Annotated in this window: 21 protein-coding genes and 1 tRNA gene; 12 read left to right on the top strand and 10 right to left on the bottom strand. The window is 68.8% G+C overall.

Annotated features, from left to right (window positions below; translation table 11 throughout):
• Nucleotides 1-96 precede the first annotated feature (96 nt).
• The 3 genes from ACLF3M_RS28055 to ACLF3M_RS28045 all read right to left on the bottom strand — a co-directional run bounded on the left by ACLF3M_RS28055 (nt 97) and on the right by ACLF3M_RS28045 (nt 2,633).
• Entirely contained in the window at nt 97-465 is a 369-nt protein-coding gene (locus ACLF3M_RS28055; protein ID WP_430660309.1) for a c-type cytochrome, read from the bottom strand.
• Nucleotides 462-1,562, bottom strand: coding sequence for a virginiamycin B lyase family protein (locus tag ACLF3M_RS28050; protein WP_430660308.1), 1,101 nt, complete (start codon nt 1,560-1,562; stop codon nt 462-464). The genes ACLF3M_RS28055 and ACLF3M_RS28050 overlap by 4 nt, the downstream gene beginning before the upstream one ends.
• Nucleotides 1,563-1,646: 84 nt before the next feature.
• The gene (locus tag ACLF3M_RS28045; RefSeq protein WP_430660348.1) at nt 1,647-2,633 is read right to left on the bottom strand and encodes an amino acid ABC transporter substrate-binding protein; all 987 of its coding nucleotides are present in this window, start codon (nt 2,631-2,633) and stop codon (nt 1,647-1,649) included.
• 431 nt (nt 2,634-3,064) lie between these two features.
• On the opposite strand from ACLF3M_RS28045, the gene ACLF3M_RS28040 reads away from it, so the two are divergent.
• The 6 genes from ACLF3M_RS28040 to ACLF3M_RS28015 are packed head-to-tail and all read left to right on the top strand — an operon-like array spanning nt 3,065 to nt 9,202.
• Nucleotides 3,065-3,952 carry an STAS domain-containing protein gene (locus ACLF3M_RS28040; RefSeq protein WP_430660307.1) on the top strand — a complete coding sequence of 296 codons (888 nt, stop codon included), beginning with the start codon at nt 3,065-3,067 and terminating at the stop codon, nt 3,950-3,952.
• A gap of 16 nt (nt 3,953-3,968) precedes the next feature.
• Complete coding sequence (locus ACLF3M_RS28035) at nt 3,969-4,376, top strand: STAS domain-containing protein (RefSeq protein WP_430660306.1); 408 nt, start codon at nt 3,969-3,971, stop codon at nt 4,374-4,376.
• The gene (locus tag ACLF3M_RS28030; protein WP_430660305.1) at nt 4,357-4,761 is read left to right on the top strand and encodes an anti-sigma regulatory factor; all 405 of its coding nucleotides are present in this window, start codon (nt 4,357-4,359) and stop codon (nt 4,759-4,761) included. The genes ACLF3M_RS28035 and ACLF3M_RS28030 overlap by 20 nt, the downstream gene beginning before the upstream one ends.
• Before the next feature lie 3 nt (nt 4,762-4,764).
• Entirely contained in the window at nt 4,765-5,766 is a 1,002-nt protein-coding gene (locus ACLF3M_RS28025) for an ATP-binding protein (protein WP_430660304.1), read from the top strand.
• Nucleotides 5,763-7,535, top strand: a complete 1,773-nt coding sequence (locus ACLF3M_RS28020) for an ATP-binding protein (protein WP_430660303.1) — start codon at nt 5,763-5,765, stop codon at nt 7,533-7,535. The genes ACLF3M_RS28025 and ACLF3M_RS28020 overlap by 4 nt, the downstream gene beginning before the upstream one ends.
• Complete coding sequence (locus tag ACLF3M_RS28015) at nt 7,532-9,202, top strand: response regulator (RefSeq protein WP_430660302.1); 1,671 nt, start codon at nt 7,532-7,534, stop codon at nt 9,200-9,202. The genes ACLF3M_RS28020 and ACLF3M_RS28015 overlap by 4 nt, the downstream gene beginning before the upstream one ends.
• Before the next feature lie 138 nt (nt 9,203-9,340).
• Here ACLF3M_RS28015 and ACLF3M_RS28010 read toward each other — a convergent pair whose 3' ends face one another.
• Complete coding sequence (locus tag ACLF3M_RS28010) at nt 9,341-9,670, bottom strand: hypothetical protein (RefSeq protein WP_430660301.1); 330 nt, start codon at nt 9,668-9,670, stop codon at nt 9,341-9,343.
• A gap of 318 nt (nt 9,671-9,988) precedes the next feature.
• On the opposite strand from ACLF3M_RS28010, the gene ACLF3M_RS28005 reads away from it, so the two are divergent.
• From ACLF3M_RS28005 to ACLF3M_RS27995, 3 genes are read left to right on the top strand one after another with little or no spacing between them, the layout of a single operon-like run.
• Nucleotides 9,989-10,366: a recombinase family protein gene (locus ACLF3M_RS28005; protein WP_430660300.1), complete on the top strand. Its 378-nt coding sequence runs from the start codon at nt 9,989-9,991 to the stop codon at nt 10,364-10,366.
• 36 nt (nt 10,367-10,402) lie between these two features.
• A complete protein-coding gene (locus tag ACLF3M_RS28000) occupies nt 10,403-10,930 on the top strand; it encodes a DUF1127 domain-containing protein (protein ID WP_430660299.1) in 528 nt (175 codons plus the stop codon).
• Entirely contained in the window at nt 10,915-11,853 is a 939-nt protein-coding gene (locus ACLF3M_RS27995) for an EamA family transporter (protein ID WP_430660298.1), read from the top strand. The genes ACLF3M_RS28000 and ACLF3M_RS27995 overlap by 16 nt, the downstream gene beginning before the upstream one ends.
• Before the next feature lie 409 nt (nt 11,854-12,262).
• Here ACLF3M_RS27995 and ACLF3M_RS27990 read toward each other — a convergent pair.
• The 3 genes from ACLF3M_RS27990 to ACLF3M_RS27980 form a co-directional block, all read right to left on the bottom strand.
• A tRNA-Glu gene (locus tag ACLF3M_RS27990) sits at nt 12,263-12,338 on the bottom strand.
• Between the two features lie 43 nt (nt 12,339-12,381).
• A complete protein-coding gene (locus ACLF3M_RS27985) occupies nt 12,382-12,573 on the bottom strand; it encodes a DUF2256 domain-containing protein (protein WP_430660297.1) in 192 nt (63 codons plus the stop codon).
• Between the two features lie 3 nt (nt 12,574-12,576).
• Nucleotides 12,577-12,852 (bottom strand): DUF6476 family protein, encoded by a 276-nt coding sequence (locus tag ACLF3M_RS27980; protein ID WP_430660296.1) that lies wholly within the window; start codon nt 12,850-12,852, stop codon nt 12,577-12,579.
• On the opposite strand from ACLF3M_RS27980, the gene ACLF3M_RS27975 reads away from it, so the two are divergent.
• Nucleotides 12,839-13,861 carry an RluA family pseudouridine synthase gene (locus ACLF3M_RS27975; RefSeq protein WP_430660295.1) on the top strand — a complete coding sequence of 341 codons (1,023 nt, stop codon included), beginning with the start codon at nt 12,839-12,841 and terminating at the stop codon, nt 13,859-13,861. The two genes, ACLF3M_RS27980 and ACLF3M_RS27975, sit on opposite strands and share 14 nt — an antisense overlap.
• 276 nt (nt 13,862-14,137) lie before the next feature.
• On the top strand, nt 14,138-15,010 hold the full coding sequence (gene rpoH, locus ACLF3M_RS27970) for an RNA polymerase sigma factor RpoH (protein WP_430660294.1): 873 nt from the start codon (nt 14,138-14,140) through the stop codon (nt 15,008-15,010).
• Between the two features lie 129 nt (nt 15,011-15,139).
• Here rpoH and ACLF3M_RS27965 read toward each other — a convergent pair whose 3' ends face one another.
• Nucleotides 15,140-15,589 carry a thioredoxin domain-containing protein gene (locus tag ACLF3M_RS27965; RefSeq protein ID WP_430660293.1) on the bottom strand — a complete coding sequence of 150 codons (450 nt, stop codon included), beginning with the start codon at nt 15,587-15,589 and terminating at the stop codon, nt 15,140-15,142.
• A gap of 254 nt (nt 15,590-15,843) precedes the next feature.
• Here ACLF3M_RS27965 and ACLF3M_RS27960 point away from each other — a divergent pair, with 254 nt between their 5' ends.
• Nucleotides 15,844-16,368, top strand: a complete 525-nt coding sequence (locus ACLF3M_RS27960; RefSeq protein ID WP_430660292.1) for a VOC family protein — start codon at nt 15,844-15,846, stop codon at nt 16,366-16,368.
• Nucleotides 16,369-16,691: 323 nt separating this feature from the next.
• On the opposite strand, the gene ACLF3M_RS27955 is transcribed toward ACLF3M_RS27960, so the two are convergent.
• Entirely contained in the window at nt 16,692-17,726 is a 1,035-nt protein-coding gene (locus ACLF3M_RS27955) for an ABC transporter substrate-binding protein (RefSeq protein ID WP_430660291.1), read from the bottom strand.
• A 14-nt stretch (nt 17,727-17,740) separates the two neighbouring features.
• Nucleotides 17,741-19,189 (bottom strand): FAD-binding oxidoreductase, encoded by a 1,449-nt coding sequence (locus ACLF3M_RS27950; protein WP_430660290.1) that lies wholly within the window; start codon nt 19,187-19,189, stop codon nt 17,741-17,743.
• Nucleotides 19,190-19,475: the final 286 nt, after the last annotated feature.

Below are 19,475 nucleotides of genomic sequence, written 5' to 3'. Positions count from 1 at the left end.
CGCGTCACGCGTGTAGAGGGCTTGCGCGTGGGGACGGCCGGGAGAGCTGTCACCTGTCGAAGCCTCCGGTACGGCGGTGGCCGCTTGGGGACAAAGTTAGCGCGCTCCGCCGTTGGTGGTGAGCCATTCCACCACGGCCCGCCGCTCGGCCTCCGATCGGAGGCCGTTCCCGCCCATCCACAGGCCCGAGTACATCTCCTCCGGATCCTCCAGGAAGCGAGCGAGGCGCGCCGTATCCCAAGTGTCTCCGGCCTGACCCGCCTCGCGCAGGACGGGCGAGTAGTCGAAGCCCGCATCGCCCGCGACGCGGCGGCCTAGGACGCCCTGCAGGTTTGGCCCTGCCATGGGTGGCGCGTCGCTCGCCACGGCGTGGCAGGACGCGCAACTCCGCTCGAACACCAACCGCCCGTCCTGCGCTGCTGCCGGCGCCGCCAGCAGGAGGGCGCAGGCGATGACGCGCCTCACAGCCCGTATTCGATCCGGACGATCCGATCCGTGCCGCTCTCCCCGCCCCAGGCCTGACCGGCGACGCCGTCCATCTGGCGGACATTCGCGTTGGCCCGATCCGACGGGAATGACACGAAGCGCTCCGCCGCAGGGTCGAAGCGGACAATGGCGTTTGCCGGGAAATCAGTCAGCCAGACCTTGTCCTGCGGATCCACCCAAACCGAATAGGCACGCGGACGCTCGCCAGGCAGCTTCCAGGCCCGCCATGACCCGTCGCGCGGGTCGTGCATCGAGACGTTGCCGCTGTTCCACTCGCTTATCCAAAGCCGGCCCTGGCTGTCCGACCAGACGCGCCGCGCTCCCTGGTTCGGCGTTGGCGGCTCCAGGATGCGCACGCGGCCCGTGTCCAGATCCTCGATCTGTGCGAGGTGGTTGCCGGCCAGCGATACGTACCAGATTGTGCCCCGCGGGGTCCTTGTGATGCCGTAGGGACCGCGGCCGCGCGGCGCCTCCCAAACATCCATCCGCTCGGCTGCGGGAGTGAAGCGGCCGTATATGCCGTTCTGACCGGTGAACCAGTAGGTGCCGCGATCGTCGAACACGCCGGTGTTGAGGTTGGCGTTGGCGAAGCGATCCGGCAGCTTCCAGAGCTGTAGGCGGTGGTCGCGCGGGTCCACGCGGGCAATGGCGTTCTGTCCGCCCTCGGTCACCCATGCCGCGCCATCCGGGCCGCGGATCACGCCGTGCGGCGCCGCGCCCTGGCCGAGCTCGACCACGCGGATGGAGCCGTCGCGCGGATCAAGCCTGTTGAGCGTTCCGTCGCGCTGACCGCAGAACCAGAACGTGCCGTCGCCGGCGGCAGTGACGTCGCGGGAGCCGACGCGCCCGGTGCGGCCCGGAGCCTTGGCGTCGTACCAGGTGACGCGGAAGCCGGGTGGGGCTTCGGCGGCCGGGCGCTGGCCCTGCGCGGCCGCGCCACGCACCAGAGTAGGCGCAGCCAGCCCGGCGGTTGCAAAAGCGAGGAGAGCGCGGCGCTGCATTTCTGTTCTCCCGGTCGACAGCTCGATGATGCCGACGCGTTGCCGGCCCTGGCAAGAATCTCGTGCTGCGGCCACCCGGCCGGAACCGGCTTCACGACGAGAGCAACAGGCAGCGGATGGCGGGAGGGCGGTCCGGTCCCCGCGCCCCGTTTCTCGCTCCTACCGGATCGGCGGCGCGTATTGGAGCCCGCCGCGGGTCCAAAGGTTGTTGATCCCGCGGGGCACGCCGAGCGGGGTGATGTTGCGCTCCCAGCTCTCACCGAAGTTGCCGACCTGGCGGATGATCCGGACAGCCCACTCGTTGTCGAGCCCCATGGCGCGGCCGAAATCGGCACTGCGACCAAGCAGGCGCTGCACGTCGGGATTCTGGCTGCCCATGTGACTGTCGATGTTCGCGCCGGTGATGCCGAGTTCCTCGGCGCTCACCATGGCGAAATGGCTCCAGCGCACCACGTCGAAGAAGCGCCAGTCGCCCTTACGCACCGCCGCGCCCAGCGGCTCCTTGGAGATGATCTCCGGCAGCAAAATGAACTGCTCCCCTGTCGCGCCCTGGCTGGCGCGGAGCGAGGCAAGCACCGAAGCGTCGTTGGTCAGAGCATCGCAGCGACCCGCGATGAAGGCGGCGCGGATCTCCTCCGGCTGCTGGATCACCACCGGGGTGAAGCGCATGTTGTTCGTGCGGAAGAAGTCAGCGAGGTTCAGCTCCGACGTCGTGCCAGGCGACACGCAGATCGTCGCGCCGTCGAGTTGGCGCGCCGAGGTGATGCCGGAGGACTGCTTCACCATGAAGCCCTGGCCGTCGTAGAAGTTGATCGAGGCGAAGGCCAGGCCGAGCTGAGCCTCTCGTCCCAGCGTCCAGGTCGTGCTGCGCGCCAGCATGTCCACCTCGCCTGACTGCAGCGCGGTGAAGCGCATCTGCGTGGTTGTCGGAACGAAGCGCACCTTGTTGGCATCGCCAAGGATCGCGGCTGCGACGGCGCGACAGGCATCGACATCGAGGCCACGCATCTCGCCGCGTGAGTCCGGCCTGGCGAAGCCCGCGGCGTCGCCGACGCCGCAGACGAGTTGCCCGCGGGCGCGGATCGCCGCAATGGTGTCGACGGTCGTCTGGGCCGGCGCGCTACCGGGCAGCAGCGCGGCCAACATGGCAGCCGCCACGCCGACCAGGGCAACGCGAATGCGCGAAATGCGCGATGCGCGGACGGTACGATGCACGCGGTCTGGCCCCTCATGTCCTGATGCTCCTCCCGATTTTCCGCTCGCTCGGCCGAAGGGCAAGCGCAACTCGTGGCGCGGCGAAGGCGGCGCATCCAAAAGACAGGTTGCAAGGCACTGGGGCCGCCAAGACTTGGGCAGCCATCATTCAAACCGCGGCCGCTACAGCATGACAACGAAAGTTGAAGCAGCCGGGCTGGGACGAAGGCGCGCCAGAAGCAGCAGTGAGGGCAGTCCTCCCACCAGCCTCGCTCGGCGGCCATCTTGATGCATCAAAGCATGATCGGCAGGTTGACAGCAGACACGGCAAGCTCAACCGTCCCTAACTTAATGACCTGCGTTCAGTGGGGGAAAGCCGAGGCATGGCAAGAACGACGGCTTCGGCCATCTCCGAGCTACTTAGCTCGCATGAGACGGGCATTCTTGCCGAGTGGCTGGCGCTGCTATCGCAAGCAGACACTAGCGGCCGCATCGGCCGGGGCGAATTGGAGGCGCAAACGCGCGACTTTCTCCGTGCGCTGCGCGAGGCGGCTGCTAGCGACGATGCATTCAACAGCATGGAAAGCGCCCCCTTCGTGCGGCTGCGCGACGTGCTGGGCGCGATCTCCCGATCCCGAGCGCAACAAGGATTTTCGCCTTCCGAGACCGCGATCTTCGTCTTCTCGCTCAAGCAGCCTCTCTTTGCCCGCTTGCGCGAGATGCATGGCAAGGACGGGGATGCAGTGGGTCGAGACACGTGGGCCGTGACGGAGCTTCTGGACCAACTTGGCCTGCACACCGTCGAAGCGTACCAAAAGAGCCGCGAGGAGGTCATTGCGCGGCAGCAGGAGGAGATCTCCGAGCTGTCCACGCCTGTCGTCAAACTCTGGAACGGCGTCCTCGCACTGCCACTGATCGGCACGCTGGACAGCGCACGGACCCAGGTCGTGATGGAGAACCTGCTGCAGAGCATCGTGGACAACGGTGCCGAGATCGCGATCATCGACATCACTGGCGTGCCTACGGTCGACACCCTCGTCGCCCAGCACTTGCTCAAGACCGTCGCCGCGGCACGGCTGATGGGAGCCGATTGCATTGTCAGCGGCATCCGGCCGCAGATTGCGCAGACCATGGTCCATCTCGGCGTCGAGCTGAACGTCGTGTCCAAAGCTAGCCTCGCCGACGCCTTTGCCCTTGCGCTCGCGCGCATCGGCCGCGCCGTGGTGCCAGCCAGGTCCGTCGCCGGCCCGCGTCCGAACGGCACGGCCTGAACCGCCGAGCGCCGCCATGGACCGCATCCCCATCCTAAAGCTCGGTCATGCCTTGCTGGTCACGATCCAAGTGGACATGCACGACCGCCTGGCCATGGCGCTCGAGGAGGACCTGACCCAACGGATCGTGCAGGCCGGCGCAAAGGGTGTGCTGATCGACATCTCGGCACTGGAGGTGGTGGACAGCTTCATCGGCCGCACGCTTGCGAACATCGCGAGCGTCTCGCGCATGCTCGATGCTGACACGGTGGTCGTGGGCATGCGGCCTGCGGTCGCCATCACGCTTGTCGAACTGGGCCTGTCGCTTCCCGGGGTTCGTACCGCGCTGAACGCCGAGCGCGGGATGGCCCTGATCGATCGCAGCGTGGCCGACGTGGACGGGGACGCAGCGGCGGGCGCCACCGATGTCCACGACAGCGAGTGACATCGTCGCAATCCGGACGGGGGATGACGTCGTCCGCGTCCGGCAGGAGGTGCGGGCCATGGCGACGCGGGCGGCGCTGAGCCTGGTCGATCAGACCAAAATCGTGACCGCAGCGAGCGAGCTGGCACGAAACACGCTGGATTATGGCGGCGGCGGCACTGCACGGATCATGCTGCTGCAGGAGGGCGCACGTCGCGGTGTAAGGGTGATTTTTGAAGATCAGGGTCCCGGGATTCCCGATGTGGAGCAGGCGCTTCGCGACGGATTCACGACCGGAAGGGGCCTTGGCCTTGGTCTGGGTGGTTCCAAGAGGCTCTGCAACGAATTCCGCATAGAAACCGAACTCGGCAAAGGGACGCGCATCACCATCGCACGTTGGCGCTAGGCAATGCAGAGCGTCCCGGTTGCCGACCAGTCAGACGTTGCCGCCGCCCGCCGCGTGGCGGCCTCGGCAGCGCGCGCGGCCGGCTTCGGCGATGTCGACGAAGGCCGCGTAGCCCTGGTCGCGACTGAGCTGGCCGGCAACCTCGTCCGGCACGGCAGGGGTGGCGAGTTCCTGATCCAGCGAAGCGAGGACGAAGTACCCACTGTCGATCTCCTGGCCCTGGACCGTGGTCCGGGCATGGCGGACATCTCGGCGTGCATGCGCGATGGCTTCTCCACAGCTGGCACGCCCGGCAATGGCCTCGGCGCAATTCAGCGCCAGTCAGAGGCGTTCGATATCCAGTCGGTGCCCGGATTGGGAACGGCCGTGCTTGCGCGGCTGCGGCGCGGGCGCCTCGCCGTCGTGCAATCCGTGAACAACGGCGCGTCGTGCGGAGCGGTGAACCTCCCCAAACCAGGGGAGGAGGTCTCCGGCGATTCCTGGGGTTTTGTGTCCGGCCCGGGCACTGCCGCGCTGTTCGTCGCCGACGGCCTCGGCCACGGTCCGCTCGCAGCGACAGCGTCACGCGAAGCCGTGCGTCTCTTCCGGCGCGCGCCACTCGGGCCTCCGGCGGAAGTGCTGAAGACCGTGCATGGCGGCCTGCGGGCGACGCGCGGTGCTGCGGTCGCCGTCGCGCGGCTCGACCTGCCGTCCGGCGAAGTGGTGTTCGGCGGGATCGGCAACATCGCGGGCACGATCCTGAGCGGGGGCGAGGTCCGCCGCATGGTCTCGCTGAGCGGCACCGCGGGCCACACGGCGCCTCGCATGCGGGAGTTCCGGTATCCGGTCGCCGGTACCTTCCTGCTCGTGCTTTGCTCCGACGGCCTGCTCACCTCGTGGTCGCTGGACCGCTACCCCGGCGTAATGGGACGCGATCCTCTCCTGATCGCCAGCCTTCTCTACCGCGACTTCAGCCGCGGCCGTGACGACGTGACCGTCGCCGTGCTGAAGGCGGCGGCGCCATGACGCGGCCGCTGCTGACGCTGACACTGGACCGCGAAGAGGACGTTGTCGCAGCACGGCAGCGGGCGCGGCGCTTGGCGGGACTCCTCGGCTTCGAAGCGCAGGACCAGACCCGCATCGCGACGGCGGTTTCCGAGATCGCGCGCAACGCGGTGGTGTATGCGGGCGGCGGAAAGGTCGCGTTCGCTCTCGAGGAGGCCGGAGGAGCGCAGGCGCTCGAGGTGCGCGTGTCGGATCGGGGGCCCGGCATCGCCGACCTCGATGCCGTGCTTGAAGGTCGCTATGCGTCGCCGACCGGGATGGGGCTCGGGCTCGTCGGCACTCGGCGCCTGATGGACGGGTTCCTGGTCGAACCCAATCCCGGCGGCGGGACCGTCGTGCGCTTTGCCAAGCGACTGCCTCGCGGCTCTGCCATTCGGCGGGAGAGCTTGGCCAGCCTCGCCGCGGCGCTTGCTGCGGACGGCGTACCGGACCCGCTCGCGGAGGCGCGCGAGCAGAATCGCGAACTCCTCGCCAGCCTCTCCGAGCTGCGTGCACGGCAGGACGACCTAAACCGACTGAACGCGGAACTTGAGGACACCAACCGTGGGGTCGTCGCGCTATACGCGGAGCTGGACGAGCGTGCCGAAGAACTGCGGCGCGCAAGCGAGATGAAGAGCCGCTTTCTTTCCGACATGAGCCACGAGTTCCGCACACCCCTGAACTCGATCCTTGCCCTGTCGCGCCTGCTGCTTGAACGGGCCGATGGCGAGCTGACGCCGGAGCAGGAGCGGCAGGTCGGCTACATCAGGCGCTCGGCACAAAGCCTCACGGACCTGGTCAACGATCTGCTCGACATTGCGAAGGTGGAAGCCGGCAAGGTGGAGCTGCGGCCGCGCAGGTTCACGGTGGCCGAGTTGTTCGGCGCGCTGCGCGGCGTGCTAAAGCCGTTGCAGACCACTGATGCGGTTGAGCTCGTCTTCGATGACGACGATCACGTTGCGCCGCTGTTCACGGACGAGGGCAAGCTCTCACAGATTCTGCGCAACCTCATCTCCAATGCGCTGAAGTTCACGGAGCGCGGCTCCGTCCGCGTCACGGCGCATCGCGACGCAACCCTCTCATCTGTCACCTTCGCAGTGACCGACACCGGGATCGGTATCGCGCCCGAGGACCAGGAGCGCATCTTCGAAGAGTTCGCCCAGGTCGAGACCCGTCTGCAGCTGCGCGTGAAGGGCACCGGACTTGGCCTGTCGCTGTCGCGCAAACTGGCCAGGTTGTTGGAAGGCGAGCTGACGGTGCGGAGTGAACTCGGCAAAGGTTCCGTGTTCTCCCTGACCATTCCCGCGCAGCTGCCCGAGACGGGTGCCGAGCGCTCCCCTGGCCCCGCCGAAGCAGCACGATCCGGGCCGCGGATCCTCATCGTCGACGACGAAGAGCCATCCCGGTACGTGCTGCGGCATCTGGCGAGCGGCTATGGAGCGGTCGAGCTGATCGAAGCGAGCGACGGCGCCGAGGGGCTGCGGCGAGCGCAGGCGGACCGGCCTGACCTGATCCTGCTCGACCTCCGGATGCCAGGCGGTCCGGACGGCTTCGAGGTGTTGCAGCGGCTTGGCGAAGACGAAGCAACACGCTCCATCCCGGTCGTCGTGTGCACCTCCTCGGTGCTGGGCAGCACAGAGCGGCGAAGGCTTGCACGGGCAGCGACAGTAATTGCGAAATCATCACTTTCGCAGGAGACACTCCATTCGGCATTGGGCGAGGCGCTGGCGCGGAGTGAAAAGGCGCAATGAGCGGCTCGCCCGAGATCATCCTGAACGTGGACGACACCGAGGCGATACGTTACGCGAAGACGCGGACGCTGCGGCGCGCGGGCTTTACCGTCATTGAGGCAGGCACCGGCGCAGAGGCCCTGATGCGGGTTGCCGAAGGCCTTCCGGCGCTGGCACTGCTCGACGTCAAGCTGCCCGATATCAGCGGGCTCGAGGTCTGCAAGGCGATCAAGCGCGACTTTCCTGGCACCTTGGTGCTTCAGACGTCGGCATCTTTCGTCGAGACTTCCGACCGCATCCGGGGGCTCGAGAGCGGCGCCGACTCATATCTCACGGAGCCGGTCGAGCCGTCTGAGCTCGTCGCCGCCGTCAGGGCCCTGCTGCGGCTGCGTCGTGCCGAGGATGAGCTCAGACGCCTCAATGCGACGCTTGAAGAGCGCGTCAGGGTGCGGACGGCGGAACTCGCCGCAGCAAATGAACGGCTGCGCGCCGAGATGGAAGAGCGCCGTCGGGCAGAGGAGGCCCTGCGCCAGAGCCATAAGATGGAGGCCATCGGGCAGCTCACCGGTGGCCTCGCGCACGATTTCAACAATCTTCTCACGGGCATCGTGGGCGGCCTCGGGCTCTTGAAGACGAGAATCGAGCAGGGGCGGACGAGTGAGGTGGACCGCTATATTGACGCAGCGATCACCTCCGCCGGACGCGCCGCCGGGCTGACGCACCGGCTCCTCGCATTCGCCAGGCGACAGCCGTTGGCTCCGAAGCCGGTCGACGTCAATGAGCTCGTCGCGTCGATGGAAGAATTGGCGTGCCGGACGATCGGCCCGGCCATTGAAATGGAGACTGTGCTGGCGGCCGATCTTTGGCCTGCCTATTGCGACGTTAACCAGCTTGAGAGCGCGCTCCTCAACCTTTTGATCAACGCCCGTGACGCGATGCCCGGCGGTGGGCGGCTGACGATCGAGACCGAAAACCTGCACTTTGCCGGCAGCGACGCTGCCGCCGAGCACGAGATGAGCGTCGGTGATTATGTGGGGCTCAGCGTGACTGATACGGGAGTCGGGATGCCGCCGGACGTCGTGGCGCGCGCTTTCGATCCCTTCTTTACGACGAAGCCGATCGGACAGGGAACAGGCCTCGGCCTCAGCCAGATCTACGGCTTCGTCAAGCAGTCCGGCGGGCACAGCAGGATCGTCTCGGAGGTGGGTCGAGGTACGACGGTACGGATCTACCTGCCGCGGCACGTAGGCAGGCGGGACTCGACAACGCCGACCGCCAGCATCGCTACAGGCGAATCCCTAGCGGGTGCAGATGCTGGCACAACGGTGCTCCTCGTGGAGGACGAGACCATCGTGCGCATGCTGATCGTCGAGGCGCTGAAGGAAATGGGTTGCCTCGTGCTGGAGGCGGGCAACGGTCCGGCCGGACTAAGCCTGCTGCAATCAGACACTAGGGTAGACCTGCTCATCACAGACATGGGCCTTCCTGGAGGCCTGACTGGCCGCCAAGTGGCCGCCGCGGCGCGCCAATACCGGCCCGGGCTCAAAGTCCTGTTCATCACCGGCTACTCTGAGAGCGCCGCGATCGGAAGCTTTTCCCTCGAGCCGGGCATGGGGCTGATGACAAAGCCTTTCACCATGGAGACTCTCGTACCTCGCATCCGCGCTCTGTTGAAGAAGGGTGAGTAGGTCGCATTGGCATGCGGCCGGAGGCAGCGAGGCGTGGCCCGCTGCATCCAGACCGCGCCGCCGCGCATGTGGCGAGCGTCGCCTGCTTGTGTGCCTCTGTGCCGACCGGCTCCCGATAACGAAGCGCTTGGCCCCGCTTCACGCCGCAGGGCCAGCTCCCGCCTCCGCTTCCTGAACTCGCAGGATCTCGACGGCCGGTGGGCGCAGGAGGATCTCGCTGAACGCGCGCATCCACTCGCGAGTGTCCTCCGCCGGGCCGGCGCGGTGGCGAAGCCCCTCGAGGTCATCGAGGCTAGTCAGCTCGACCTCGAACTGCAGCGCAGCTCCGCCGTCGCCGCGGGTGAGCGGCACAAGCAGCCGGGCATTCAGCCCCTTCTGCTGCGCCGCTTGCACTTCGCGCTGGATGAACTGCAGGGCGCGGTCGCGATTGACCGGCAACAGGTCGTAGGAGAAGCGGGCGAGATACATTAGCGCCTCCTGGGCTTTCGCTGGGCAGAACGCCGGAGTCGCGCGGCCGATCCGCCGGCCGCTCGGCTGCTGTGGCCGATCTCGCGCGCCGGCGCACAATCGCCTCGGCATCGGTGGCGAATAGGGCGAATCGTCCTGCGTCGGCAGGTAAGGCGCCGCCCTGACAGGCTCGGGCCTGCGGGGCTCGGGTTGGTAGCGCCCGGCCAGCGCACCCCGACAAGCTCGCCCTCCCGCCCGAGCGCCTGCCGATCCCCGCGCCGCAAGCCGTAGCGAAGTCGCTCTTGAAGAACAGCCTGGTCGCAACCGTCGACTGCGGTGGTGGTGAACGATGCCGAGGCCACGCGGGTCCGGCGCGTGTTCGACCCGTTCATCGAGACCGGCTCCGGCGTCGAGACGGTGCGTCGCCTGCAAGCCGAAGGCATCACGGCGAAGTCCGGCCGGCTGCTGGACAAAAGCGACGTCTACAAGATCCTGAACCTCCGGACCTATGTCGGCGAGGTCACGGATAAGGGCAGCGCCTATCCCGGCGAGCGCGGGGCAATCGTGCCACGCGACCTTTGGGACAAGGCGCATGCCGTCCTACAGGTCAGCCCGCGGGCCAGGACCGCGCCAGAACCGGCATCACGCGTCGGCGCTGCTGAAAGGGCTGATCTTCGGCGTGGACGGGCGGGCGCTCTCGCCGACCCATTGCCGTAAGAACGGCCGGTCGGGATCCCAGTTGGCCGCGCCATCATGGCCGCGGCCGCTGGCGGGCGCATTTCGACACCAGCGGCTACTGGACGCCGGGGGCTACGCTGCCGTCACCGAAATGGCGCCCGCGGAGAGGATCGAGCGCGGCTACCTCGGCTCGCTGCTGCGGTTGACGAGCCGTTTCACCGCAACGCGGCCGTGAAGCCATGCGGGAAATTCAGCAGATCTCAAGACCACGCCCAGGTCGTCGCCAAGCATCGCCAGCGCTGTCGCGGCACAAGGCGGCCTCCGCGATCGCGCGGCGACGATGCAAAGGAGAAGCTGGCGATGACTACGTATGCGAAGAGCACCCGGCGCCTGGATCTGCGCCTGCGGCATGCGATTGGACGTTGGCACGCCCGTGTCGAGGAGCGGCGGGCGCTCGCGCTGATGGACCACCGCGAGCTGCGCGACAGCGGGCTCTCCCCCGATGAGGCGCGTGCTGAGGCGCTGAAACCCTTCCGGAGCGGCTTAACGCCTCCGCGGCACGAGGCGCGGGCGAGGAGACCCAACCAATGTACCGGCTGCTGAAGCGCTCGCCGCCGCGGGCGTTGCCGAGGCTGCTCGTGTCCAACGAAATCTCCGGCATTGCCGCGGGGCTCGCTGCCGCCAGCATCTGGGGTGGGGCGCTGGCAATGACCCGGCTCGGCGTGGCGGCGGGCGGTGAGCAGACCGGAGCGCTCGGCCTGCACGACATGGTGCTGCTGCGCTTCCTGCCGCCGGCGGCGCTGCTGGCGCCGATCGGGTGGCGAGTGGTGGTGCGCCTCGGGCGCACGGAGTGGCTGCGGCTGCTGATGCTGGTTGCCGGCGGCGGTGCGCCCTTCCTGCTGATAGCGGGTGCGGGCCTGCGCGAGGCAGGGGTAGCGCAGGCGGGCGCGTTGCTCCCTGGGACGGTGCCGCTCTGGGTGGCAGCGGCGTCGATGCTGGCCAGCCATGGGGCCGTGCGCCTGGGGGCGGTGCAGGGGCTCGGGCTAGGGATGATCGTCGCGGCGGTGGTGGTGACAGCGGGGCCGGCGTTGGTGGCGGGCGAGGGGTGGCAAGGGCCGGCGCTGCTGCTCTGCGCGTCCTGGCTCGCCGCGCTTTATACGTTGACGCTGCGCGGTGCCGGGATCTCGGCGCTGGAAGCGACGGCGGTGGTCAGTCTGCTCTCGATGTTGGGTTTCGCACCATTGTATCTGACGGTGCTGGAGCCGGGGCTGGGCGCCGTAGGGTGGGGGCACATCGCAGGGCAGCTGGCTTGGCAGGGCGTGCTGTCGGGGCTGCTCGCGCCGACAGCATTTGCGTTCGCGGTCGCGCGGGTTGGAGCGGCGCGGGCAGCGTCCTTCGGCGCCTTGAGCCCTGCGGCAGCGAGCGGCTTCGGCCTGGCGCTGCTGGGTGAGTGGCCGGACTTCGGCGCGAGCCTGGGGCTACTGGCGGCGATCGTTGGTGTGGCGCTGGCAGCACGGCCAAGGTGATGGACTCAGCACGGCAGCACGTCCTTGCAGTACAACGGTGAGGCGGATCAACTTCACGAAGGAGGCACGCGTCACGCCGATATCGTTGGGTCCGGACCGCACTCCGGCCTCTTCGCAGAACGGCGGCCCGCTGAAGCGGAGCCACGACCGGCTGACACAGCTGAACCGGAAGATGGGCGGCAACCCGGCTTCAAGCCTCGAGCCGCCGCCGCCCCGAAGGAAATGGACGCGGCACCGCACCTACGCGCGGCTATTCCCCGCGTGGGAAGCGCAGATGGAGCAGCACGACGAAATCTGGTTGGCAGGGGAGGAGCGCATTCTAGCGCGGTCGCGATGACACCTGCCGGGGCGATATTGGACGCCGCATTGGACCGCTGACGCTCAGGGCCCGCTTAGTGCTTGAAAAGACTGGCGTCCCATAGGGGATTCGAACCCCTGTTGCCGCCGTGAGAGGGCGGTGTCCTAGGCCTCTAGACGAATGGGACCCTGGCCTGGCGCCTCCGGCGGACCGGCGGCGAGGCGCGGGTTCTATCCCCGCTTCCGCGCGGGATCAAGCGGCGAAGCAGGCATCTCTCGCGCAGCCCCATGCCGCCCCGTCCGGCAGGCATCGCTGCAGTACCGCACATGCTCCCAATCCCGCGCCCACTTCTTCCGCCAGGCGAAGGGACGCCCGCAGGCCGCGCACAGCTTCTCCGGCAGGTTCGGCTTGCGGTGCGCCATGCCTCAGTCCGCCGCGCGCAGTTCGCCGACCACGCGGCCGCGCTTCGGGTCCACCAGCAGCACGCGCTCCCCGTCCGGGCGCTGCACCAGCACCGCGATCCGGCCCTCGGCGGATGCGACCGAAAGGATCCGCGTCCCAGCGGGCTGCCCCAGCGCCCGCAGTCCGACATCCGTCTCCCCCGCCGCGCCGACGCGCTGGACGATCACCAGCGCCAGGGCCAAGGTCCCCGCGACGATCAACGCCCCCATGATGCCGACAAGCCATTTGAGCGCCGCCACGCCATCCCCCGCCGATACCGCGGCAGGCGACCTTCGCCAGGTCACCGCCCCGCCCGAAGCCGCCGGCACCCGCGCCGACCGTTTCCTCGCCGGCGCCCTTGAGGGGCTTTCCCGCTCCCGGGTCAAGGCGCTGATCGAGGCCGGCGCTGCGACCCGCGACGGCGCGAAGCTGTCCGACCCCTCGGAAGCCGTCCGCGCTGGCGCGACCTATGCCGTGGTGATCCCTCCGGCCGCCGCGGCGACGCCGACGGCCCAGGCGATCCCGCTGACCATCCTGTTCGAGGACCGCGACCTCATCGTGCTCGACAAGCCCGCGGGTCTGGTTGTCCATCCCGCCCCGGGCAACCTCGACGGCACGCTGGTCAACGCCGTCCTCGCCCATGCCGGGGAGGAACTCTCGGGCATCGGCGGCGAGGCCCGGCCCGGCATCGTCCACCGCCTGGACAAGGACACCTCCGGCGTGATGGTCGTGGCAAAGACCGAGCGCGCCCACACCGCCCTCTCGGCCGCCTTCGCCAACCGGGACCTGGACCGCGAGTACCTGGCGCTGGCCTGGGGCCTGCCCGCCACCGCGGCCGGCGAGGTCGAGGCCCCAATCGGCCGCCACCCCACCGACCGCAAGCGCATGGCGGTGGTGACGAGGGGCGGCAAGCACGCCCTGACCCGCTGGAAGCTGGAACGCGCCCATGGCGCCGCCGTCTCCCTCCTTCGCTGCCGGCTGGCGACGGGCCGGACACACCAGATCAGGGTCCACCTCTCCCATATTGGGCACCCCATCGTGGGCGACGCCGTCTATGGCCGGCGCACCCCCGCCGCCGCGAAGCTCCTGCCGGAGGCGCTGCGCGACGCGCTGCTCGCCTTTCCCCGCCAGGCGCTGCACGCCGAAACACTCGGTTTCAGGCACCCAGTGACGGGCGAGGCGTTGTCCTTCCGCGCGGCACCTCCGCCTGACATGGCGGGCCTGCTCGACGCGCTTGCCGCTTTCGTATCCAAAGGTTACGAAACCTAAACCGAGTGTGACAGTCGGGTTTTACTGGACCGGCGGTCGTGAATCGTCTATAACCGCCGCCGTCAACGACAGACGGGTGCCGCTGCGCCTGTCGAAGCCGGGACCGAAACGGTCCCGCAGCCCACGGAAGGCCTCGCGCCGTCTCTCCCCGTCGTGACCGGGAGGGGGATTGCACGAGAGGGCCCGGATGACGTTGGCGGACCACATCGCCGCACCGATCCCCGCCGTCACGGGGGGCACGGCCGGCCCAGGAGGCAGATACTCTCCATGGCTTCCATGTCCATCCCGATCGCCCCGGAGGGCAACCTCTCCCGCTACCTCCAGGAGATCCGCAAGTTCCCGATGCTGACGCCGGAAGAGGAGCTTTCCCTCTCGAAGCGTTGGAAGGACGAAGGCGACGAGCAGGCCGCGCACAAGCTGGTCACGTCCCACCTTCGCCTCGTTGCCAAGATCGCCATGGGCTACCGCGGCTACGGCCTGCCGGTCGGCGAGCTGATCTCGGAAGGCAATGTCGGCATGATGCAGGCGGTGAAGCGGTTCGACCCGGACCGCGGCTTCCGCCTGGCCACCTACGCCATGTGGTGGATCCGTGCCGCCATCCAGGAGTACATCCTGCACAGCTGGTCGCTCGTGAAGATGGGCACGACGGCGGCGCAAAAGAAGCTGTTCTTCAACCTGCGCCGGCTGAAGGGCCAGATGAGCGCGCTGGAGGAAGGCGACCTCAAGCCCGAGCAGGTCGAGAAGATCGCGAAGGCCCTGCAGGTGCCCGAGGCCGACGTGGTCAGCATGAACCGGCGCCTGGCCTCGCCCGACAACAGCCTGAACGCCCCCGTCCGCGCCGACAGCGAGGGCGAGTGGCAGGACTGGCTGGTGGACGACAGCGAAAGCCAGGAGGAGGAGCTGGCCGAGCGGCAGGACATGTCCAACCGCCGCCAGCTTCTGGGCGAGGCGCTGAAGACGCTGAACGACCGGGAACGCCACATCCTGATCGAGCGGCGCCTGAAGGACGAGCCTACCACGCTCGAGGAGCTGAGCCAGCAGTACAACATCAGCCGCGAGCGCGTCCGCCAGATCGAGGTCCGCGCCTTCGAGAAGCTCCAGAAGAGCATGAAGACGCAGATCGTCGAGCGCAGGCTCGCGGTCGGCTGATCGCGACGGCTCGCGGTCGGCTGATCGCGAAGGCTCGCGGTCGGCTGATCGCGCACCATCGAATGGCGAAGGGCCGGCGGAGCGATCCGCCGGCCCTTTTCCTTGCCCGCACCCGATCCTCGACGGCCTTCAATCCTCCGCGCCGGCCCAGGTCAGGATCTGCGGCGCCTTCATCGACTCCGTGCTCCGCTTCACCTCCTGCCCGTCGCGGAACAGCACCAGCGTCGGCACGGCCACGATGCCGAGCTCCTTCGCCAACTTCGGCGCATCCTCCACCGAGACCTTCACCAGCCGCATCCCCGGCTCGATCCGGCGGGCGGCCTGCGCGATGTCAAGCGCCATCCACCAGCACCGCGTGTTCCAGGCTGCCCAGAACTCCACCAGCACCGGGATGCCGCTGCGCGCGATATGCCGGCGCGCCCGCGGCTCGCTCAGCCGCACGGCACGCCCCTCGAACAGGGGGTGCTTGCACGTCCCGCAATGCGGCTGCTCGGCCAGGCGCGCCGCCGGCACCCGGTTCGCGGTGTCGCAGCGCAGGCAGAGGATGACGCTGGCGGTCTGCGGCTCGCCTTCGCTCACGCCGCCGCCCCTGGCGACCGCGCATCCCGGCGCCTCCTATTTTTCTCCCGCATCCCGGTCGTATCGCTCACGGAAGTGTCGTCCGGCAAGCGCCTAATCTCCCGCGGGCGCATGCCATTCGGACCCCCGCCGCGGCCGGCGATGCCGGCGAACGTTATCGCCATCGGCCGCCGTGATGGCCCCGATCCCGTGAATGGATTGGAAGCGCGCGCGACACCGCTCCATCTCATCGCCAGCACGCAAGGAGCCCCGCCATGTCCGCCGTCCTCGATCGCACCCCCCTGAGCCCGCCTGCCCGCGCGCCTTCCGTTACCGGGCTGCGCATCGGCCATGTCCATCTCAAAGTCGCCGACCTCGACCGCGCGCTCGCCTTCTGGCGCGACCTCATCGGCCTGGAGGAGCAGCAGCGCATGGGAAACCACGCGGTCTTCCTCTCGGCCGACGGCTACCACCACCACATCGCGCTGAACACCTGGGAGAGCGCCGGCGGCAGCCCCCCGCCCTTCGGAACGACGGGCCTCTACCACGTCGCGCTGCTGTATCCCGACCGCCCTGCCCTCGCCCGCGCGCTGCAGCGCCTGGTGGAGGCGGGCTGGCCGCTGGAAGGCGCGTCCGACCACGGCGTGTCCGAGGCGCTCTATCTCCGCGATCCCGACGGCAACGGCGTCGAGCTCTACCGCGACCGCCCGCGGGAGGACTGGCCGCGCGAGGCCGACGGCACGCTGGCGATGGTCACGAAGCGGCTCGACCTCAACGCGCTACTGGCCGAGGCCGGCTGACCCGAGGCGGGGCTCGCCCCTCCCGCCGCGGCGCAGGGCAATCGCTTATGGCGGCGCTGCCCCTTTCTTTGCCTCTCCCCCTGGAAGGGGGAGAGGTTAGGTGAGGGGGTCGCGAAGCTGGTCAGACCATCGCGGCCAACGCTTCGCGCCCTACCCCCACCCTGACCAGCCCTCGCATTGTCGGCTGAAGCCAACCGTTCCGGCGCCGACGCAGCGCGTCGGCCCCGCGCCAAGGCGGGAGAGGGAACGTCCTGGGCGGGCGACATCGCGCCAGATCCAAATGCGATCGCCCTGCCCCGACCGGGGAGAGGGGGCTGCCTGCGTCAGGCGCCGGCCGTCAGCCGCAACTCGTTCGCCGGCGGCAGGAAGCGGCCGTCATAGACCTGGTCCACGCTCGGCTTGTTCGGCAGCGCGAAGGTCTCGACCACCGCGTCTATCTGCTTCTGCGCGCGAGCAGGCTCGAAATGACTCATGCCATGCTGCTTCACGACGTCGCTGACCATCATCTCGTTGAAGGTGACCTGCTGGCGCTCGGTCTCGATCGCGACGTCGGTGAGCGTCTCGCGCTGCTTGAGGAAGGCGATGGCCTGGTCGGGATTGCGATAGGCCCAGATCTGCGCCTTCAGCAGCGCCGCGATCGCCTGGCGCGCGACCTCCGGCTTCTCGCGCAGGAAGGTCCGCGTCGTCAGCAGGCCCGATCCGTAGAAATCCATCCCGTAGTTCTTGTAGCGGAAGATGCGCTGCTGCGGCCAATCCATCCCGAGCGCCTTCAGGCTCAGCCCGGTGGAGGTGATGAAGCCCGTGATCCCGTCGGCACGGCGCTGCACCAGCATGGGCTCGCGGAGCTCGGGCGAGATGGAGTTCCAGCTCACCTTCGACGCGTCGAAGCCGACGGCGCGGGCGAAGACCGGGAAGATCTGGCGCCCGCCGTCGAATTCCGGCGCCGCGAGCGTCTTGCCTTCCAGCATCTTCGGCTCGGTGATCGGGCCGTCGGCACGCACGGTGCAGCAGGCAGGCGACTGGTCGTAGACGATCGCGACGGCGACGACGTCGCGCTGCGGATTCTCGGCCATGAAGCGGATCGCCGGCGTCATGTCGCCGATGCCGATGTCGTAGGTGCCGGCGGCAATGTCGATCGGCACGCGGCCCGAGCCGAAGCCGCGGCTGATGGAGAAGTCGATGCCGTGGTCGCGGAAGATGCCGTTGCGCTCGCCGGCGGCGGCGAAGGCGTAGGAGCCGTGGAAGGTCCAGTCCAGCGTGAAGCGCACGCGCGGCAGCGCTTGCGCGTTGCCGATGCGTGGTGCCGCGAGCAGCGCACCGGCGCCGAGCAGCGCCTGGCGGCGGGAAAGAACGGTCATCGTCGTCTCCTTCTTCATGGCCTCACGGGCACGTAGCTCTCGAGTTTTCCGGGGTTCAGCAGGCCGTGCGGATCCACCTCCGCTTTGAAGCCGAGCTGGTCGCCGGGCACGCGCTTGTGCCGGCTGCCCGCCTCCACGGTGTTCACATGCGGATTGGCGACGGGAATGCCGGCCGCCTCATGCGCGGCGATGATCGCATCGAGCCTGGCCTGCGCGGCCTCGGGCTCGGCAGGCAGGCGCAGCAGATGCGCGCCGTTCGCCGCGACCTCGTTCTCATACAGGATGAAGCAGAGATGGATCGGCATCTCGCGCCCGCCGAAATGCCGCCAGGACCATTCGATGCTCTCCAGCACGCGCCCGGGCGGGTTCAGCGTCTGCAGGTAGGTCAGCGTGCGGTCCACCTTGCGCGCGTGCAGCGTCGCGTGGCCCCAGCCGCATTCGTAGATCGGCGTCGCGTCCGGGTCGGCCTCCCGCGCGCGGCTGCCGGCCCAGAGCGTGACGCGGCCATGATGCGCGGCCATCAGCGCCGCGAAGGCGGCCTCCTGCTCGGCCGGCAGCATAGCGATCAGCAGATGCGCGCCCGGCGGCGCGGCGTCCCTGCCGACCACAGCGGGCAGGCCGATCGCCGCGGTGTCCTCCAGCACGTCGCAGAACTTCGCGCCGAGACCGCTGCGCGCCAGCGCATCGCCGGCGCGCGCTGCATCCATGAAGTCGCGGAAGGCGGCGGCGGCGTCGCGCCAGTCGCGATGCGGCGCGAGCGGCACCTCGACCTCCGTCACGATGCCCGTCGCGCCGTAGGTGCGGTTGACCAGGTTGCACTCGGCGCCGCGCAGCTCCAGCACGCGCGGCGTCTCCTCCAGCGTGACGACGCGCGCGCCGCTCATGTTCCCGGGCTCCCGCAGGCCGCCCCAGAGCAGTGCGCCGATGCCCCCCGACCCCCCGCAGAAGAAGCCGCCGAGGGTCGCCATGCGCTTGGTCGAGGGATGGATGCGAAGCTCGCCGCCCGCAGGGATCGCGGCGTCCTCGGCGGCCATCATGCGCATGCCGGATTGCGCGCGGAGCCCCCGTTCGCGGTCGGCGAAGACCACGCGGTCGAGCCCCGTCATGTCGAGCAGCACGCCGCCGCGTTCCGGCACGCCCTGGCCATAGGTGCCGGTGCCCGCCCCGCGCACGGTGACCGGAATGCGCAACCTGGCGCAGGCCGAGGCGAGTGCCAGCACCTCCTCCTCCGACCTGGGCAGGGCGACCGCGTCGGCCGATTTATGCCTGAGCGCGCGCTCAAGGATCGGGCTGAACCAGAAGAAGTCGCGCGAGCGCTGGCGGACGAGGGCGCGGTCCTCGATCAAGGCGAGGCCGGGCAGCGCGGCCTTCAGCGCGGCGATGTCATGCGAGCGTTGCGGGCTCTCCGGCATGGCGCCGATCTCGCGCGCGTGGGGCGGCCGCCGCAAGGGCGATGCGCGCATGGATTGGGCACGTCAGCGGGACCTCGCCCACAACCGATGCAGACCTCGCCCAGGGACGCCCACAAAGCGGGCATGTGAGGCCCCGGCCCGACGGTCCCAGGCCGCTGCGGGCAGCCCACGGGTTTTGCTGGACGTCGCAGTCCGGGCGTCCGTAGTATAGGAATATCGTCTCTGTCGAGGAGGCCGCCGCTCTTTGAAGCCGTGAATCCGCTGCCGCGTTGACCTGCCCGGGGCCGGGCATTTGTCCGAAGCCCACGACCTCTTTAGGGCTAAAAGCCTAAAGCGC

Source organism: Falsiroseomonas sp. HW251, from assembly GCF_050563545.1.
Lineage (GTDB): Bacteria > Pseudomonadota > Alphaproteobacteria > Acetobacterales > Acetobacteraceae > Falsiroseomonas.
The sequence above is the reverse complement of the archived record's forward strand: the minus strand, read 5'-3'. Positions and strand labels throughout refer to the sequence as shown.

Coding starts and splice junctions, on each gene's coding strand:
- ACLF3M_RS28045 (WP_430660348.1), bottom strand. CDS start 2,633: ATGTTGGCCGCGCTGCTGCCCGGTAGCGCGCCGGCCCAGACGACCGTC.
- ACLF3M_RS28040 (WP_430660307.1), top strand. CDS start 3,065: ATGGCAAGAACGACGGCTTCGGCCATCTCCGAGCTACTTAGCTCGCAT.
- ACLF3M_RS28035 (WP_430660306.1), top strand. CDS start 3,969: ATGGACCGCATCCCCATCCTAAAGCTCGGTCATGCCTTGCTGGTCACG.
- ACLF3M_RS28030 (WP_430660305.1), top strand. CDS start 4,357: ATGTCCACGACAGCGAGTGACATCGTCGCAATCCGGACGGGGGATGAC.
- ACLF3M_RS28025 (WP_430660304.1), top strand. CDS start 4,765: ATGCAGAGCGTCCCGGTTGCCGACCAGTCAGACGTTGCCGCCGCCCGC.
- ACLF3M_RS28020 (WP_430660303.1), top strand. CDS start 5,763: ATGACGCGGCCGCTGCTGACGCTGACACTGGACCGCGAAGAGGACGTT.
- ACLF3M_RS28015 (WP_430660302.1), top strand. CDS start 7,532: ATGAGCGGCTCGCCCGAGATCATCCTGAACGTGGACGACACCGAGGCG.
- ACLF3M_RS28010 (WP_430660301.1), bottom strand. CDS start 9,670: ATGTATCTCGCCCGCTTCTCCTACGACCTGTTGCCGGTCAATCGCGAC.
- ACLF3M_RS28000 (WP_430660299.1), top strand. CDS start 10,403: ATGGCCGCGGCCGCTGGCGGGCGCATTTCGACACCAGCGGCTACTGGA.
- ACLF3M_RS27995 (WP_430660298.1), top strand. CDS start 10,915: ATGTACCGGCTGCTGAAGCGCTCGCCGCCGCGGGCGTTGCCGAGGCTG.
- ACLF3M_RS27985 (WP_430660297.1), bottom strand. CDS start 12,573: ATGGCGCACCGCAAGCCGAACCTGCCGGAGAAGCTGTGCGCGGCCTGC.
- rpoH (WP_430660294.1), top strand. CDS start 14,138: ATGTCCATCCCGATCGCCCCGGAGGGCAACCTCTCCCGCTACCTCCAG.
- ACLF3M_RS27960 (WP_430660292.1), top strand. CDS start 15,844: ATGTCCGCCGTCCTCGATCGCACCCCCCTGAGCCCGCCTGCCCGCGCG.
- ACLF3M_RS27955 (WP_430660291.1), bottom strand. CDS start 17,726: ATGACCGTTCTTTCCCGCCGCCAGGCGCTGCTCGGCGCCGGTGCGCTG.
- ACLF3M_RS27950 (WP_430660290.1), bottom strand. CDS start 19,189: ATGCGCGCATCGCCCTTGCGGCGGCCGCCCCACGCGCGCGAGATCGGC.